General features: G+C 61.5%; 16 protein-coding genes and 1 tRNA gene. All 17 read right to left on the bottom strand.

Going from position 1 to position 16957, the window contains the following annotated elements; translation table 11 throughout:
- Positions 1 to 7 precede the first annotated feature (7 nt).
- Complete coding sequence (gene nuoN, locus WNZ15_RS21160) at positions 8 to 1447, bottom strand: NADH-quinone oxidoreductase subunit NuoN (RefSeq protein WP_342895013.1); 1440 nt, start codon at positions 1445 to 1447, stop codon at positions 8 to 10.
- Positions 1448 to 1470: 23 nt separating this feature from the next.
- Positions 1471 to 3003, bottom strand: coding sequence for an NADH-quinone oxidoreductase subunit M (locus WNZ15_RS21155; protein ID WP_342895012.1), 1533 nt, complete (start codon positions 3001 to 3003; stop codon positions 1471 to 1473).
- Positions 3003 to 5006 carry an NADH-quinone oxidoreductase subunit L gene (nuoL, locus tag WNZ15_RS21150; protein ID WP_342895011.1) on the bottom strand — a complete coding sequence of 668 codons (2004 nt, stop codon included), beginning with the start codon at positions 5004 to 5006 and terminating at the stop codon, positions 3003 to 3005. Before nuoL ends, WNZ15_RS21155 begins: the two co-directional genes overlap by 1 nt.
- 6 nt (positions 5007 to 5012) lie before the next feature.
- A complete protein-coding gene (gene nuoK, locus WNZ15_RS21145) occupies positions 5013 to 5321 on the bottom strand; it encodes an NADH-quinone oxidoreductase subunit NuoK (RefSeq protein ID WP_141186421.1) in 309 nt (102 codons plus the stop codon).
- A gap of 198 nt (positions 5322 to 5519) precedes the next feature.
- Positions 5520 to 6134 carry an NADH-quinone oxidoreductase subunit J gene (locus tag WNZ15_RS21140; protein ID WP_342895010.1) on the bottom strand — a complete coding sequence of 205 codons (615 nt, stop codon included), beginning with the start codon at positions 6132 to 6134 and terminating at the stop codon, positions 5520 to 5522.
- 90 nt (positions 6135 to 6224) lie between these two features.
- On the bottom strand, positions 6225 to 6713 hold the full coding sequence (gene nuoI, locus WNZ15_RS21135) for an NADH-quinone oxidoreductase subunit NuoI (protein WP_342895009.1): 489 nt from the start codon (positions 6711 to 6713) through the stop codon (positions 6225 to 6227).
- Between the two features lie 20 nt (positions 6714 to 6733).
- On the bottom strand, positions 6734 to 6970 hold the full coding sequence (locus tag WNZ15_RS21130; RefSeq protein ID WP_342895008.1) for a hypothetical protein: 237 nt from the start codon (positions 6968 to 6970) through the stop codon (positions 6734 to 6736).
- Entirely contained in the window at positions 6967 to 8025 is a 1059-nt protein-coding gene (nuoH, locus tag WNZ15_RS21125) for an NADH-quinone oxidoreductase subunit NuoH (protein ID WP_342895007.1), read from the bottom strand. The genes WNZ15_RS21130 and nuoH overlap by 4 nt, the downstream gene beginning before the upstream one ends.
- Positions 8026 to 8042: 17 nt before the next feature.
- A complete protein-coding gene (gene nuoG, locus WNZ15_RS21120) occupies positions 8043 to 10106 on the bottom strand; it encodes an NADH-quinone oxidoreductase subunit NuoG (RefSeq protein ID WP_342895006.1) in 2064 nt (687 codons plus the stop codon).
- Positions 10107 to 10132: 26 nt separating this feature from the next.
- Positions 10133 to 11434 (bottom strand): NADH-quinone oxidoreductase subunit NuoF, encoded by a 1302-nt coding sequence (gene nuoF, locus WNZ15_RS21115; protein ID WP_342895005.1) that lies wholly within the window; start codon positions 11432 to 11434, stop codon positions 10133 to 10135.
- Between the two features lie 9 nt (positions 11435 to 11443).
- Positions 11444 to 12781, bottom strand: coding sequence for an NADH-quinone oxidoreductase subunit E (locus tag WNZ15_RS21110; RefSeq protein WP_342895004.1), 1338 nt, complete (start codon positions 12779 to 12781; stop codon positions 11444 to 11446).
- Positions 12782 to 12862: 81 nt separating this feature from the next.
- A complete protein-coding gene (locus tag WNZ15_RS21105) occupies positions 12863 to 14047 on the bottom strand; it encodes an NADH-quinone oxidoreductase subunit D (protein WP_342895003.1) in 1185 nt (394 codons plus the stop codon).
- Positions 14040 to 14480 (bottom strand): GFA family protein, encoded by a 441-nt coding sequence (locus WNZ15_RS21100; RefSeq protein WP_342895002.1) that lies wholly within the window; start codon positions 14478 to 14480, stop codon positions 14040 to 14042. The genes WNZ15_RS21105 and WNZ15_RS21100 overlap by 8 nt, the downstream gene beginning before the upstream one ends.
- Before the next feature lie 13 nt (positions 14481 to 14493).
- Positions 14494 to 15099: an NADH-quinone oxidoreductase subunit C gene (locus WNZ15_RS21095; protein WP_342895001.1), complete on the bottom strand. Its 606-nt coding sequence runs from the start codon at positions 15097 to 15099 to the stop codon at positions 14494 to 14496.
- 188 nt (positions 15100 to 15287) lie between these two features.
- Positions 15288 to 15866 carry an NADH-quinone oxidoreductase subunit B family protein gene (locus WNZ15_RS21090; RefSeq protein ID WP_342895000.1) on the bottom strand — a complete coding sequence of 193 codons (579 nt, stop codon included), beginning with the start codon at positions 15864 to 15866 and terminating at the stop codon, positions 15288 to 15290.
- A complete protein-coding gene (locus WNZ15_RS21085) occupies positions 15857 to 16222 on the bottom strand; it encodes an NADH-quinone oxidoreductase subunit A (protein ID WP_342894999.1) in 366 nt (121 codons plus the stop codon). The genes WNZ15_RS21090 and WNZ15_RS21085 overlap by 10 nt, the downstream gene beginning before the upstream one ends.
- 526 nt (positions 16223 to 16748) lie before the next feature.
- Positions 16749 to 16825 (bottom strand) — tRNA-Asp (locus tag WNZ15_RS21080).
- Positions 16826 to 16957: the final 132 nt, after the last annotated feature.

Raw genomic sequence — 16957 nt, 5'->3', positions numbered from 1 at the left:
CCACGTTTCAGAACAGCGACTTTGCCGCGGCCCCCGCCGCGCTGACCACCTGTCCCGGTGCCAGCCAGAAGAAGATCACGAACACGCTGGACAGGCCGAGCACGACCCTGAGTTCCATGGGCATTTTTTCAAAGCCTTCGACCGGTTCGTCGAAGAACATCACCTTGACGATACGCAGGTAGTAGTAGGCCCCGACCACCGACATCAGCACGCCGATCACCGCAAGCGGATAAAGACCCGCCTCGACAGCCGCGACGAACACGAACCACTTGCCGAAAAAGCCGACCAGCGGCGGAATGCCCGCCAGGGAAAACATCAGCAGTCCCAGCAGGATGGCCATCGGAAGATTGGTCTGCGAAAGACCCGACAGATCGCCGATCTCCTCGACCATGCCCTCCTTGCGCCGCATCGACAGGATGCAGGCGAAGACACCGAGGGTCATGCCGAGATAGGCCATCATGTAGAAGATCACGCCTTCGACACCGGTTTGCGTACCGGCGGCAAGCCCGACCAGCGCATAGCCCATATGGCCGATCGAGGAATAGGCCATCAGGCGCTTCAGGTTGCTCTGCCCGATCGCGGCGAAGGAGCCGAGCGCCATGGACGCGATGGAGATGAACACCACGATCTGCTGCCAGTCGCTGGTGACCGGCTGAAAGGCCTCGATGACGATCCGCACCAGCATGCCCATGGCAGCGACCTTGGGAGCCGCGGCCAGGAAAGCCGTGACCGGTGTCGGCGCGCCCTCATAGACATCCGGTGTCCACATGTGGAACGGCACCGCGGAAATCTTGAAGGCCAGACCGGCCAGGATGAAGGTCAGACCGATCACGAGCCCGATGGAAGCGCCTTCATGGGTCAGCGCCTCTGCGATCCCGGCAAAGGAGACCTGGCCGGAAAAGCCGTAGACCAGAGACATGCCGTAGAGCAGCATCCCGGAGGACAGCGCGCCGAGCACGAAATATTTCAGGCCCGCTTCCGTCGACCGGACACTGTCCCGGTTGATCGCGGCGACCACATAGAGCGACAGGCTCTGCAATTCCAGGCCCAGATAGAGCGCGATCATGTCGTTCGCCGACAGCATAAGCATCATGCCGAGCGTCGCCAGAACGATCAGGATCGGATATTCGAAATGATCGAAGGACTGGCTCTTGGCATAGGCCCACGACATGGCGATGGCGAAGAAGGATCCCGCCAGCACAAGAAGCTTCATCAGATAGGCGAAATCATCCAGAATGAAGGATCCGCCGAAGGTTTCACCGAAGGCCGGTACGAACAGAAGCACCAGAAAGGTGCCGCCGAGCAGGCCCATCGCGCCGCCGAAGACGGCATAGCTGACGCCCTTGCCGCCGAAGGCGCCGACCATCAGCAGCACCATGGCGCCGAGCGCCAGAATGATCTCCGGCAGGACCGGCATGAGATCCGGCAGTTGGGTCACGTTTGACATGGCTCTGTCCCGTCCTCGAAACCTTAATGCGCCGCCGGCGCGGCGGCCGTTGCGTGCTGGGTGACCCCGGCCGCATCAAGCGCGGCTGTATAATGGGTGATGAGATTGTCGACCGCCCCCTGGGTCACGTCCAGGATCGCCATCGGGTAGAAGCCGAAGAAGATCGTCAGCACCACCATGGGGATCAGGATCGCCTTTTCGCGCAGATCAAGATCGAGCATCGACTTGAGGCTTTCCTTTTCCAGTGCGCCGAAGACGACGCGGCGGTAGAGGAAAAGCGCGTAGACGGCGGACAGGATCACACCGGAAGTGGCGAAGACCGCGACCCAGGTGTTGACCTGGAAGGCGCCCATCAGCGTCAGGATCTCACCGACAAAGCCGGACGTTCCCGGAAGGCCGACATTGGCCATCGTGAAAATCAGGAACGCGACCGCATACTTCGGCATCCGGTTGACCAGACCGCCATAGGCGGAGATCTCGCGGGTGTGCATCCGGTCGTAGATCACCCCGACACACAGGAACAGCGCACCCGAGACGATGCCGTGCGACAGCATCTGGAAGATGCCGCCCTGGACGCCCTGCTCCGTCATCGTGAAGATGCCCATGGTGACGTAGCCCATGTGCGCGACCGAGGAATAGGCGATCAGTTTCTTGATGTCCTCCTGCGCCAGCGCCACCAGCGAGGTGTAGATGATCGCCACGACGGAGAGCGTAAAGACCATTGGCGCGAACATGTCGGAGGCGATCGGGAACATCGGCAGGGAGAAGCGCAGGAAGCCGTAGCCGCCGAGCTTCAGCAGAATGCCCGCCAGAATGACCGACCCGGCGGTCGGCGCTTCCACGTGGGCATCCGGAAGCCATGTGTGCACCGGCCACATCGGCATCTTCACCGCGAAGCTGGCGAAGAAGGCCAGCCACAGCCAGGTCTGCATTTCCGCTGGGAAACTGCTGGTGGTGACAAGTTCCTCGATGTTCGCCGTGCCTGCCGACCAGTACATCGTCATCATCGCGATCAGCATCAGAACCGAGCCGAGCAGCGTGTAGAGGAAGAACTTGTAGGACGCGTAGACCCTGCGGGCTCCGCCCCACACACCGATGATCAGGAACATCGGAATGAGGCCGGCCTCGAAGAAGACATAGAAGACGACCAGATCCAGCGCACAGAAGACGCCGATCATCAGCGTTTCCAGGATCAGGAAGGCGATCATGTATTCCTTGACCCGTTTCTGAACGCTCTCCCAGGAGGCGAGGATGCAGAACGGCATCAGGAAGGTCGTGAGGATAACGAACAGCACGGAAATGCCGTCCACACCCATGCGGTAGCTGATGCCGCTGCCGAGCCAGTCGCGGTGCTCCACGAACTGGAAGCCCGGATTGTCGTAGTCGAAATTGCCCCAGATGAACAGCGACAGCAGAAAGGTCACTCCGGTGGTCACCAGTGCGACCATGCGGATGTTTTTCTTGCTGTCCTCGTCATTCCCCGGAACCAGGAGAATGAACAGCACGCCGAGCAGCGGCAAGAACGTCGTGAGTGACAGAATTGGCCAGTCAATCATTAGTGTGCACCCCCGCCGGTGCCCGCACCGGTGAACATCGACCAGGTGATGAGCGCCGCCACCCCGATCAGCATCGCAAACGCATAGTGGTAAAGATATCCGGTCTGCAGCCTGACGACCCAGGTCGTGACGTTCTGGACACGCGCGGCAATCCCGTTCGGGCCGTAGCCGTCAATCAGGGTGCCGTCGCCCTTTTTCCAGAGCACGCGGCCGAGCCACATTGCAGGACGGACAAAGATGAAGTCGTAGAGCTCGTCGAAATACCATTTGTTGAGCAGGAACTGGTAGAGGCCTGAATGGCGCTCGGCCAGTTGCTTCGGCATCTCCGGCGAGCGGATGTAGAACTGGTAGGCGACCAGGAACCCGAGCACCATCATCACGAACGGCGACACTTTCACCCAGGCGGGCACGTCGTGCATCGCATGGAGAACATGGTTGGTTTCACCCGTGAACAGAGCGCCCTTCCAGAACGCGTCATAGCCTGCACCGTAGAACGATCCGTAGAAGACCATGCCCGCCAGGGTCGCGCCAATGGCCAGGACGAACAGCGGCACGGTCATGACCAGCGGCGATTCATGAACATGTTTCATGACGTCGACCGGAGCCCGCGGCTTGCCGTGGAATGTCATGAAGGTCAGACGCCAGGAGTAGAAAGATGTCAGCGCGGCAGCGATCACCGTCAGCCAGAAGCCGTAAAGCGCCATCGGATTGGCGTGTTCGCCAAGCGAGCCCGCGAAGGCCGCCTCGATGATCGCATCCTTGGAGATGAAGCCTGCGAAGCCCAGATGGGTGAGCGGAATGCCGACGCCGGTCAGCGCGAGCGTCCCGATCATCATGGTCCAGTAGGTGACCGGAATGTGCTTCCTCAGGCCACCCATCTTGCGCATGTCCTGTTCGTCGGAAACCGCATGGATCACGGAACCGGCGCACAGGAACAAAAGCGCCTTGAAGAAGGCGTGCGTGAACAGGTGGAAAATGCCGATCGAATAGGCCCCGACCCCGAGCGCCACGAACATGTAGCCGAGCTGCGAGCAGGTCGAATAGGCGATCACCCGCTTGATGTCGTTCTGGACGAGACCGACCGTGGCGGCGAAGAACGCCGTGGTCGCACCGAAGAACACGATCACCGTCAGCGCCGTGTGCGACAGCTCCATCAGCGGCGACAGGCGCGCCACCATGAAGACACCCGCCGTCACCATGGTCGCGGCGTGAATGAGCGCTGACACAGGCGTGGGGCCTTCCATGGCATCGGGAAGCCAGGTGTGCAGCAGGAACTGCGCCGACTTGCCCATCGCGCCCATGAACAGCAGCAGGCAGATGACGGTCATCGCCCCGTGCGGGTCCAGATGGTAGCCGAGGAAGGTCAGCACCTCGCCGTGTCCTTCGATGAAGCTCGGCGCATCGTTGAAGATCGTCGTGAAATCGATGCTCTGGAAGACGAAGAAGATACCGAAGATCCCGAGCGCGAAGCCGAAGTCGCCGACCCGGTTGACGACGAAGGCCTTGATCGCCGCTGCGTTCGCGGACGGTTTCTTGTACCAGAAGCCGATCAGCAGGTAGGAGGCCAGTCCGACACCCTCCCAGCCGAAAAACATCTGAAGCAGATTGTCGGCAGTCACCAGCGACAGCATCGCGAAGGTGAACAGCGACAGATAGGCGAAAAAGCGCGGCCGGTGCGGATCATGGTGCATGTAGCCGATGGAATAGACATGCACCAGCGCGGACACGGTGCTGACCACGACCAGCATGACGGCGGTCAGCGTGTCGACCCGGATCGACCAGGAAACCTTCAGATCGCCGGCCTCGATCCACCGGAACAGATCGACGACCTGCAGTTCCGATCCACCGAGCCAGAAGCCGAAGAAGGTGATCCAGGACAGCAGCGCGGTCAGGATAAGCAGCCCGCTGGTGATATACTCGGACGCCTTGGCCCCGATCGCGCGGCCGAAAAGGCCGGCAATCAGAAAGCCGATCAGCGGCAGGAACAGGATTGCGGAATACATCGGCCCCTACCCTTTCATCACGTTGACGTCTTCCACGGCGATTGAGCCGCGGTTCCGGTGGAAGACCACCAGGATCGCCAGACCGATCGCCGCTTCGGCGGCGGCCACGGTCAGAACGAGCATGGTGAAGATCTGCCCCATCATGTCGCCGAGGAACGACGAGAAGGCGACGAAATTGATGTTCACCGCGAGCAGCAGCAGCTCGACGGACATCAGGATGACAATCACGTTTTTCCTGTTCAGGAAGATCCCGAAGATCCCGATCGTGAACAGGATCGCCGCGACCGACAGATAGTGCGACAGACCGATTTCCATGGGCGCCTCGCCGTGCTCCCCTCGTTTACCCAAACCGGAGACCGCACGGAGGAGCGTGCCGGTCGCCGGGCTTTCCCAGATCAACCTGCTGTGGCGCCGAGGCACATGACAGCAGAAGTCGATCAATTCAAAAGTGTTGGAGCGTCTTGCCTGTGTTCGACCGAACGCAGACTGCTCCGCCAACGCAACATGCGTGCGTCAGAGACCCTTGCCTGTTTCCACTTTCCGGATTTCAACCGAGGTTTCGCGATTGCGCGCAACCTGATCCGGAATGCTTTGACGTTTCACATTCGGCTTGTGGCGCAGCGTCAGGACGATTGCCCCGATCATGGCCACCAGCAGAACCAGGCCGGCGACCTGGAAGTAGTAGATGTACTTGGTGTAGAGCACCGACCCGAGAGCCTGAATGTTGTTCATCTCGGTAAGGGCCGGCGTCGGCTCCGAACCATGCCCCAGCAGTTCCGGTGCAATGATCCAGGCTCCCATGCCCATGAGCAGCTCGACCAGCAGGATCAGGCCGACCAGCGAGCCGATCGGCAGATACTGCAGGAAGCCCTGGCGCAATTCGACGAAATCCACGTCCAGCATCATGACGACGAAGAGGAACAGTACCGCAACAGCGCCGACATAGACGACCACCAGAAGCAGGGCCAGATATTCCGCGCCGAGCAGGATGAACAGGCCCGCGGAATTGACGAAGGCCAGAATCAGGAACAGGACCGATGACACCGGATTGCGGGAAGCGATCACCATGAAGGCGGACGCCAGGGTGACGCCGGCAAACAGGTAGAAAAAGAGGGCGTTCAGGATCATTTCGAGGACCTGCCTGTCGTGTGGCCTTTCGGCCGGAAGTGCGGGGCCCGGCCGGATTGCCGGGCGGAAGTCGCGGTGGTCGGTTAGCTCCTAGCGGTAAGGAGCATCGATTTCAATGTTGCGTGCGATTTCGCGTTCCCAGCGGTCCCCGTTCGCAAGCAGCTTGTCCTTGTCGTAGTAGAGTTCTTCGCGGGTTTCCGTGGCGAACTCGAAATTCGGCCCCTCCACGATCGCGTCCACCGGGCAGGCTTCCTGACAGAAGCCGCAATAGATGCACTTGACCATGTCGATGTCGTAGCGCGTGGTCCGCCGGGTGCCGTCGTTGCGGCGCGGACCGGCCTCGATGGTGATGGCCTGAGCCGGACAGATGGCCTCGCACAATTTGCAGGCAATGCAGCGCTCTTCGCCGTTCGGATATCGGCGCAATGCGTGTTCACCCCGAAAGCGCGGGCTCACCGGCCCCTTTTCGAACGGATAATTGACCGTTGGCTTCGGCTTGAAGAAGTAGCGCATCGCCAGAATGAAGGCGGACACGAACTCCTGCAGGAACAGCGATTTGACGGCTTGACTAAGTCCCATCGCTTTTTGCCTCTCTTTCCTCAACCGACCAGCTGGCTGGCGGCCCAATATCCAACGATCGGAAAGCCGATCACCGGAACTCCAAAAATCAGTGCGCTCACGAGCGCCTTGTACCTGACCGCGGCGCCACCGTCGCCTCCGGCCTGTCTGTTTTTAATCTCCGCCGCCTGGACCATCCCCTTCAGGATCTTCCAGTCGAGCCAGCCCACGTAAAGGCCGATGGCGGCGCCTATGACGCCGGCCAGAGAGAAACTCACGCCGACCCCGGTGCCCAGCCCATGATCATCAGGACCGCGGCGACGATCACGACCATGGCCAGCGACAGCGGCAGGAACACTTTCCAGCCCAGGCGCATAAGCTGGTCATAACGGTAGCGCGGCACCATCGCCTTCACCATGGCGAACATGAAGAAGCCGAGGAAACACTTCAAAAGGAACCAGACGATGCCCGGAACCCAGGTGAACGGTGCGAAGTCGAATGGCGGCAGCCACCCGCCCATGAAGAAGATGCTCATCAGAGCGCACATCAGGCAGATGGCAACATATTCGCCCAGCATGAACATCATGTACGGGGTCGACCCGTATTCCACCATGAAGCCTGCGACAAGCTCCGATTCGGCTTCCGCCAGATCGAAAGGCGGCCGGTTGGTCTCCGCAAGGGCGGAAATGAAGAACACCACGAACATCGGGAACAGCGGCAGCCAGTACCAGTTCAGGAAGGACAGCCAAGGCACGCCGAGCAGGTTGGCCAGCCCGGTCTGCTGGGCATAGACGATCCCGGACAGGTTCAGGGTGCCAGCGCACAAGAGGACCGTGACGATCACGAAACCGATGGAAACCTCGTAGGACACCATCTGCGCCGCCGAGCGCAGCGCCGACAGGAACGGATATTTGGAGTTCGACGCCCAGCCACCGATGATGACCCCGTAGACCTCGAGCGAGGACACCGCGAAGACGAACAGGACGCCGACATTGATGTTGGCGATCACCCAGCCATCCGCCACCGGGATCACCGCCCAGGCGGTCAGCGCCAGCAGAACGGAGACCAGCGGCGCCAGCAGAAACAGGATCTTGTTGGACCCTGACGGGATGACCGGTTCCTTCAGAACGAACTTCAGAAGGTCGGCGAAACTCTGCAGCAGCCCCCAGGGGCCGACCACATTCGGACCCCGGCGGATCTGGACGGCTGCCCAGATCTTGCGGTCGGCATAGAGAATGTAGGCGACAATCACCAGTAGCACGACCATCAGCAGAACGCTCTGGAACGCCATCCAGAGGAACGGCCAGCCGTAGGTCGTCATGAACTCAGCCATATCGGTCCCCTACCCCTTTATTCAGCTGCTTCGGCCGCACGCGTCCTGGCGAGCGCCGAACACTCGGCCATCACCTTGGACGCGCGAGCGATAGGATTGGTGAGATAAAAGTCCCGGATCTGATTGGCAAACCCGGAACTGTCCATCTTGGCTTTGGCATTGGCCAACTTGCCGAGATCGGCGGCGTCGGCCGCTTCAACCGCGTCGATCGACGCCATGTGCGGCACGGCTTCGAAGAGGGCCGCGCGCAGCTGGCTGAGCGAATCGAATTCCAGCGTGTGACCGAGCACCGCGGAGAGCGCACGCAGGATCGCCCAGTCCTCGCGGGCCTCTCCCGGAGGAAAGGCAGCCCGGTCGGCCATCTGGACGCGTCCTTCGGTGTTCACGTAGATCGCCGATTTTTCCGTATAGGCCGCGCCCGGCAGGATCACGTCCGCGCGGTGCGCGCCGCGGTCCCCATGGGTGCCCTGGTAAATGACAAATGTGTCTTCGGGCGCCTCGACTTCGTCCGCACCCAGAAGGAACAGAACGTCGAGCGCCCCCGGCGCCAGCATGGCCGCCGTGTCCTTGCCGCCGTCACCGGGCACAAAGCCGAGATCCAGCGCACCGACCTGGGCGGCTTCGGTATGCAGAATGTTGAAGCCGTTCCAGCCGTCCTTGACCACGCCGAGTGCCTTTGCGGCCGCCGCAATCGTGGCCAAAACCTCGGCCCCGTCAGGACGGTTGAGCGCGCCCTGCCCGACGATGAACATCGGACGCTCGGCCTTGGCCGGCGCATGGTCGGCAAACTCTTTCAGGCTGTCCGGTCCGGCACCGAGATAGGTGACCGGATACGTCAGGTCCGCATTCTCGCCGATCAGGCCGACGGTGAGATCGCCGCGGCTCCACCGCTTGCGGATGCGGGCGTTCAGCACCGGTGCTTCCAGGCGCGGGTTGGTGCCGATCAGCATGATCGCATCGGCTTCCTCGATCCCCTGGATCGTGGAATTGAAAAGATAGCTGGCGCGGCCGTTTTTCGGATGCAGAGGCGAGCCCGGGAACCGGCTGTCGATATTGGCGACACCGAGCTTGTCCATCAGGCCCTTCAGCGCGAACATGTCCTCGACACCGGCCATCTGGCCGGCAAGCGCGCCGATCCTGTCGGCGGAGGCGGCCTTGACCTTGTCGGCGATGACCTGAAACGCCTCGGACCAGGAGACCGGCTGCAGCTTGCCGTCTTTCCGCGCATAGGGCCTGTCCAGCCGCTGGGTCTTCAGACCGTCCCAGATGTAGCGGGACTTGTCGGAGATCCACTCCTCGTTGACCGCTTCATTGAGCCGCGGCATCACGCGCATGACTTCCTTGCCGCGCGTGTCGACACGGATCGCCGACCCGACCGCGTCCATCACGTCGATGCTTTCGGTTTTGGTCAGCTCCCACGGACGGGCATGAAACTCGTACGGCTTGTGCGTCAGCGCACCGACCGGACACAGGTCGGCGACATTGCCCTGCATTTCGGAGGACAGTGCCGCTTCCAGATAGGTGGTGATTTCCGCGTCTTCGCCGCGGCCGATCAGGCCCATGTCCGCGACACCGCAGACTTCGGTGGTGAAGCGGACACAGCGCGTGCAGTGGATGCAGCGCGTCATGATCGTCTTGATGAGCGGGCCGATTTCCTTGTTCTCGACGGCGCGCTTGTTCTCGTTGAAGCGGGACCCGTCGACACCGTAGGCCATGGCCTGGTCCTGCAGGTCGCATTCACCGCCCTGATCGCAGATCGGGCAGTCCAGCGGGTGGTTGATGAGCAGGAACTCCATCACCCCTTCGCGGGCCTTCTTGACCATCTCGGACCTGGTCTCGACCACCGGCGGTTCGCCGTTCGGTCCTGGACGCAGGTCCTTCACGCCCATGGCGCAGGAGGCGGTCGGCTTGGGCGGTCCGCCCTTCACTTCCACCAGGCACATGCGGCAGTTGCCGGCGATCGACAGCCGGTCATGGTAACAGAAGCGCGGAACCTCGGCGCCCGCCTCTTCACAGGCCTGAAGCAGCGTATAGTCCGCCGGGACATCCACTTCGTTGCCGTCGATGATGAGCTTCGTCATCCGTTGCTCTCCAAATCCCGTTCCGCTCACTCGGCCGCCACCAGGGTCGAAGACGTCTTCGACCTGGCGACATAGTCATCGATGCGCTGTTCGATGACCGGCCGGAAATTCTTGATCAAACCCTGGATCGGCCAGGCGGCCGCATCCCCGAGCGCACAGATCGTGTGTCCTTCGACCTGCTTGGTCACCTTGAACAGCATGTCGATTTCCTCGTAGGAGGATTCGCCCTTGACCATGCGTTCCATGACCCGCCACATCCAGCCGGTTCCTTCCCGGCACGGCGTGCACTGGCCGCAGCTCTCGTGCTTGTAGAAGTAGCTGAGCCGCGCGATGGCCTTGATGATGTCCGTGGACTTGTCCATCACGATCACCGCTGCCGTACCAAGGCCGGAGCCCATGCCGCGCAGGGTGTCGAAATCCATCGGCGCGTCCTTGATCTGTTCCGCCGTCAGGCACGGAACGGAGGATCCGCCCGGGATCACCGTCAGGAGATTGTCCCAGCCGCCGCGGATACCGCCGCAATGCTTGTCGATCATCTCGGAGAACGGAACGCCCAGCTCTTCCTCGAAGGTTGCCGGCTGGTTGACGTGGCCGGAGACGCAGAACAGCTTGGTGCCGGTGTTGTTCGGACGGCCGAGTGCGGAAAACCAGGCGGCTCCCCGACGCAGGATGGTCGGAGCAACCGCGATCGATTCCACGTTGTTCACCGTGGTCGGACAGCCGTAGAGGCCGACATTGGCCGGGAACGGCGGCTTCAGCCGCGGCTGGCCCTTCTTGCCTTCCAGGCTTTCCAGCAGGGCCGTTTCCTCGCCGCAGATATAGGCGCCGGCGCCCTGGTGAACGTAGATGTCGAAATCGTAGCCGTTCTTGTTGTTCTTGCCGATCAGACCGGCGTCATAGGCCTGGTCGATCGCCGCCTGCAGGCGTTCGCGCTCACGGATGAATTCGCCGCGCACGTAGATGTAGGCGGCGATCGCCCCCATGGCGAAACCGGCGACCAGGCAGCCTTCGACCAGCGTGTGCGGGTCGTGGCGCAGGATTTCACGGTCCTTGCAGGTGCCCGGCTCCGATTCGTCTGCATTGACGACCAGATAGGCCGGACGGCCGTCGGTTTCCTTGGGCATGAACGACCATTTCAGACCGGTCGGAAAGCCCGCCCCGCCACGGCCGCGCAGTCCCGAATCCTTCATTTCCTGAATGATCCAGTCGCGGCCCTTGTCGATCAGCCCCTTGGTGTTGTCCCACTGTCCGCGCGTCTTCGCCCCATCCAGGCCCCAGTCGTGCAGACCGTAGATATTGGTGAAGATCCGATCCTGATCTTTCAGCATCCCTTCCCCCTAGTCTTCGCTCTTGGAGGAGGCCACTTGTCCGGCTTCCACGCGTTTGGAAAAATCTGTGGTCTCACCCGAAGCGAGAACCTTGGCCTGCTCGATCCAGCCGTCCCGTTCGATCCGGCCCTTGAATTTCAGCCGGCTGTCGACCCAGGCGACCTCTTGCGGGCCCCAGCCCGCGATCTGGTCGAAGTGGTAGAACCCGAGCTCGTTGAGCGTGCCTTCCAGCTTCGGACCGACGCCCTTCAGCTTCTTCAGGTCGTCCGGCTTGCCGCCGCGAGCTCCGGCAAGGGTCTCCGGCGCCTGTTCCGCGACCTCCGGTGCCTTCTCGGCGGTCACTGGTGCCTTGCCCTTCGCCGCAGTCGCGCCGCTGTTGTCCGCGGCGCGCGCAACCTCGACCTCGGCCCGTCCGTCCGGATCGGGGCGGGCCTTGTTTTCGCCGCTGGCCTTGGGTGTGGCCGCCTTCTTGCCGGGATCGTCGCCGGCCGCTTTCGCCTTGACCGTCGGCTTGGGGTCCGGATCGGCTTTTTTCGGCGCGGAGGCCGCCGGGTTTTCGACCGGCTGCTTTTCCGCCTTGGCTGCGAACGCGGCCCTCACCTTCGCGACCGCGTCTTCCGCCGGGGTCGGAACACCATCATAATCGTTGCCGCCCGCATTGATCGGAGCGCCTGCGAAGGCATGCGACGCCTTTTCGGCGCCATCCACCACATGCGGAACGGGAAGTTCACCGCGGGACTTGTCGTCGATTTCCGTCAGCGAGGTCTGACCACCTTCGGCCATGCCGAACCGGCGACCATTCTGCGGACCCGGGGTCACTTCCTTGCCGGCGGCGATGTCGTCGATCAGCTTGTTGAAGCTGTCCGGCGTCAGGTCCTCGTAGGTGTCCTTGAAGATCTGTACCATCGGCGCGTTGACACAGGCGCCCAGGCACTCGACCTCTTCCCAGGAGAACAGGCCGTCCTCGGAAATCTCGTGCATGTGCTTTGCGATGCGCGACTTGCAGATCTTGATCAGATCTTCCGACCCACGCAACTGACACGGGGTCGTGCCGCAGACCTGGATATGGGCCTTGCTGCCGACCGGCTGCAGCTGGAACATGGTGTAGAAGGTCGCCACTTCCAGAACGCGGATATGAGGCATGTCCAGCAGGTCCGCGATGAAGCGGATCGCCGGCTCGCTCACCCAGCCGTCGTTCTGTTCCTGCGCACGCCACAAGAGCGGAATGACCGCGGAGGCCTGACGGCCCGCAGGATACCGGTTGATCAGCTTCTTCGCCCAGTCGAGATTCTCGCTGGTGAACGCGAAGCTGTCTGGTTGTTCCGCGGCAAGTCGACGAACTGCCATGGTGCTATCCCCGTTTTGTCACGATGACCGGAGCCGTACGGGCGGCTGCCAGGGTCGAAAAATGGTGGCGGGCCGCCCGCATCAGCGGTCGACCTCACCGAACACGATGTCCATGGACCCCAGCACGGCCGAAACGTCGGCGAGCATGTGGCCCTTGCACAGGAAGTCCATCGCCTGCAGGTGCGCGTAACCGGGCGCCTTGATCTTGCAGCGATACGGCTTGTTGGTGCCATCGGCAACAAGGTACACGCCGAATTCGCCTTTCGGTGCCTCGACGGCGGCATAAACTTCGCCGGCCGGGACATGATAGCCTTCGGTATAGAGCTTGAAGTGATGGATCAGTGCTTCCATCGACCGTTTCATCTCACCCCGTTTGGGTGGAACGATCTTGCCGTCGGTGGTCGAGACCGGTCCCGTTTCCACGGTCAGCTTTTCCAGGCACTGTTTCATGATTCGGATCGACTGGCGCATTTCATCCATGCGGATCAGATAGCGGTCGTAACAATCGCCGTTCTTGCCGATCGGAATGTCGAAGTCGAGTTCGCCGTAGCATTCGTAGGGCTGCGACTTGCGCAGGTCCCAGGCAGCGCCGGAGCCGCGCACCATCACGCCGGAGAAGCCCCAGGCCCAGGCATCGTCCAGATCGACCACGCCGATATCGACGTTGCGCTGCTTGAAGATGCGGTTGTCGGTCAGAAGGCCTTCGATGTCGTCCAGCGTCTGCAGGAACGGATCGCAGAAATCCCAGATATCGTCGAGCAGGGCGCGCGGCAGGTCCTGGTGGACCCCGCCCGGCCGCACGTAGGCGGCATGCATGCGTGCGCCGCAGGCGCGCTCATAGAACACCATCAGCTCTTCGCGCGGCTCGAAGCCCCACAGCGGTGGCGTCAGCGCGCCGACATCCATGGCCTGTGTGGTCACGTTGAGAAGATGCGACAGCACCCGGCCGATCTCGGAAAACAGCACGCGGATCAGCTGACCGCGCTTCGGCACCTCGATGCCGAGAAGCCGTTCGACGGACATTGCGAAGGCATGTTCCTGATTCATCGGCGCCACGTAGTCGAGGCGGTCGAAATAGGGAATGGCCTGCAGATAGGTTTTCTGCTCGATCAGCTTTTCCGTGCCGCGATGAAGCAGCCCGATATGCGGATCCACACGGGTCACGACCTCGCCGTCGAGCTCCAGCACCAGGCGCAGAACGCCATGGGCCGCCGGGTGCTGCGGACCGAAGTTGATGTTGAAGTTCCGGACCTGAGCCTCAGCCATGTTGAGGTTCCTGCTGTTGAGTGAATAACGCGATGACTTCCGGACCTGTCAGTCTGCGGGTGTCATTGGCAAAGGCGTAGTTGTCCGGCTGTTCATCGACGAAGATCTCCGATGTCATCGTGAACACGGACGGGTCGTCGAAGGCCTGGGCGGACACGCTGGCATGCGAACCGTCCGCCATGCGCCAGATCAGCGACGAACCGCATCTGGTGCAGAAAACCCGCTCTCCGTAATCGGAGGCCTTGTAGATGCCGATGGCGTCCTCGCCTTCCAGCACGATGGTGTCACTGGCGCCGCAGTTCACGGCCATGAATGCACCACCTGTCCAGCGCCGGCACATCGAGCAATGGCACACGCCCATCTCGATTTTCTCGGGCGCCGCGGTAAACCGGACCGCGCCGCAGAGACATCCGCCTGAAAGCCGTTCGCTCATGCCTGCCCCGCCGTCAGTTCGTCGTTGCTTTTTCGTCGCCCGGAAGGACGTAGTCGGTGCCCTCCCACGGCGACATGAAATCGAAAGTCCGCATTTCCTGATTGAGGCGTACCGGCTCATAGACGACGCGTTTCTTCTCGTCGTCATAACGCACTTCGACAAAACCCGTGACCGGAAAGTCCTTGCGCAGAGGATGGCCGTCGAACCCGTAGTCCGTCAGGATCCTGCGCAGGTCCGGATGGCCCGAAAACAGGATACCGTACATGTCGTAGGCTTCCCGCTCGAACCATTCCGCCCCCGGAAAGAGCGGCGTGAGCGAGGCCACCGGCGTGACTTCATCCGTGGCCACCTTGACGCGGATCCGCTCGTTCTGCACCGGTGACAGGAAATGGTAGACGACGTCGAAACGCTTTTCGCGCTCCGGATAGTCCACGCCGCAGATGTCGGTCAGATTGACGAACTTGCAGGAATTGTTGTCGCGCAGGAAGCGGACGACATCGAGGATGTCGGTCGCGTTCACGGTCAGCGTCAGCTCACCGAATTCGACCTTCCAGGACACAAGGGACTCGCTCAGGCCGAGCTCGATATGCTCGGCGAGTTCCTTCAACGTCTCGTCCATCGTGTTCGCCCTCACTCGAAGATCAGCGGATGACCGGTCGCATCCGGTTGATCATCCGGAAACTGATCCGGTCCACCTCATTGGAACACTGCCCGCCCGCCTGGGCGCTGGTTGCTCCGGAAGTCTGTCGTGCGGGCATCGCGCGCCCGCGTCCTTCAGGATTGCGCCGCCTTTCCGGCGGCAGAACCCTATCTTTCAATCGTTCCCGTGCGCCGGATCTTCTTTTGAAGCATCAGCACGCCGTAGAGCAGCGCCTCGGCCGTCGGAGGACAGCCCGGGACGTAAATATCGACCGGAACGACCCGGTCGCAGCCGCGCACCACCGAATAGGAATAGTGGTAGTAGCCGCCGCCATTTGCGCAGGACCCCATGGAAATGACGTAGCGCGGCTCGGGCATCTGGTCGTAGACCTTGCGCAGCGCGGGCGCCATCTTGTTGGTCAGCGTTCCGGCGACGATCATGACGTCGGACTGCCGCGGAGACGCGCGCGGGGCGAACCCGAAGCGCTCGGCGTCGTAGCGCGGCATCGACATCTGCATCATCTCGACGGCGCAGCACGCCAGGCCGAATGTCATCCACATCAGCGAGCCAGTACGCGCCCACTGGATCAGGTTGTCCGTGGAGGTGACCAGAAACCCCTTGTCCGCCAGCTCGTTGTTCACATCCATGAAGAATGCGTCGTCTGCGCCGACAGGCTTGCCGGTGTTCGGGTCAATCACGCCTTGCGGCTGCGGAGCGACGAGCGTCCCGGTCGAGGTCAATCCCATTCCAGCGCTCCCTTCTTCCATTCATAGATAAAGCCGATGGTCAAAACGCCCAGGAAAATCATCATCGACCAGAAACCGTACCAGCCCAGTTCGCCGAAGACCGTTGCCCAGGGAAACAGGAATGCCACTTCCAGATCGAAGATGATGAACAGGATGGATACCAGATAGAAGCGCACATCGAATTTCATGCGCGCGTCGTCGAAAGCGTTGAAACCGCACTCGTAGGCGGACAGCTTTTCCGGATCCGGATTCTTGTAGGCCAGAATGAAAGGCGAGATCAGCAACGCAAGGCCGATCACCAGCGCTATGCCGATGAACACGACGATCGGGACATATTCCCGCAAGAGTTCTTCCATGTCTTTCGCGTCCTTGCATATGGAGGCGGATCTGGAGACGATCCGGTGCCAGGCGGCGCACCCCGTTGGTTCATTTACACACAGGTCACGCGGGGCCTGCCAGCCAGATGAATCCAACATGCGAGCGCACGCTTAGCTTACGCCTTGGTGCAACGCAAGACCCCCGTGCGGTCAAACTCTTGCCATGTTTGAACCAATTTCAGACCGACCCCCGACAAATCCTAGGTTTCACCCCGTTTGCGGCAAAGCAAAAACTTTGCACAGGCTCAATGGAATTATGCCGCACCCGCGCCGGATTTCCACCCCCCGTACAGAATCGGAATTTACGAAGTGTGAAACCCAAAACAGAAGAAAAATGAAGCCTCTGCATCTGCGGGACCGTGGACCGCCCGCAGGAACTCCCGGACCCGCCAGGTGACCGGCCGGACGGACCGGCAGGCAACGCAAACCGGCGGCGCGTGACGTCCGTTGACGTCGCGCTTTAAAAAATCCGCAGAAGTTTTTGAGAAACAAGGCAAACCGTGAGTGGCGCGAGTGACGGGACTCGAACCCGCGACCTCCGGCGTGACAGGCCGGCACTCTAACCAACTGAGCTACACCCGCACATTCACGGTAGCATGCGCCCTTCCCCCGACGGTACAATGTACCCTTGAAGGGAAGTGGCGCGAGTGACGGGACTCGAACCCGCGACCTCCGGCGTGACAGGCCGGCACTCTAACCAACTGAGCTACACCC

This window comes from Roseibium sp. AS2 (assembly GCF_038900065.1).
GTDB lineage: Bacteria > Pseudomonadota > Alphaproteobacteria > Rhizobiales > Stappiaceae > Roseibium.
This window is presented reverse-complemented; position numbering and strand designations above follow the sequence as displayed.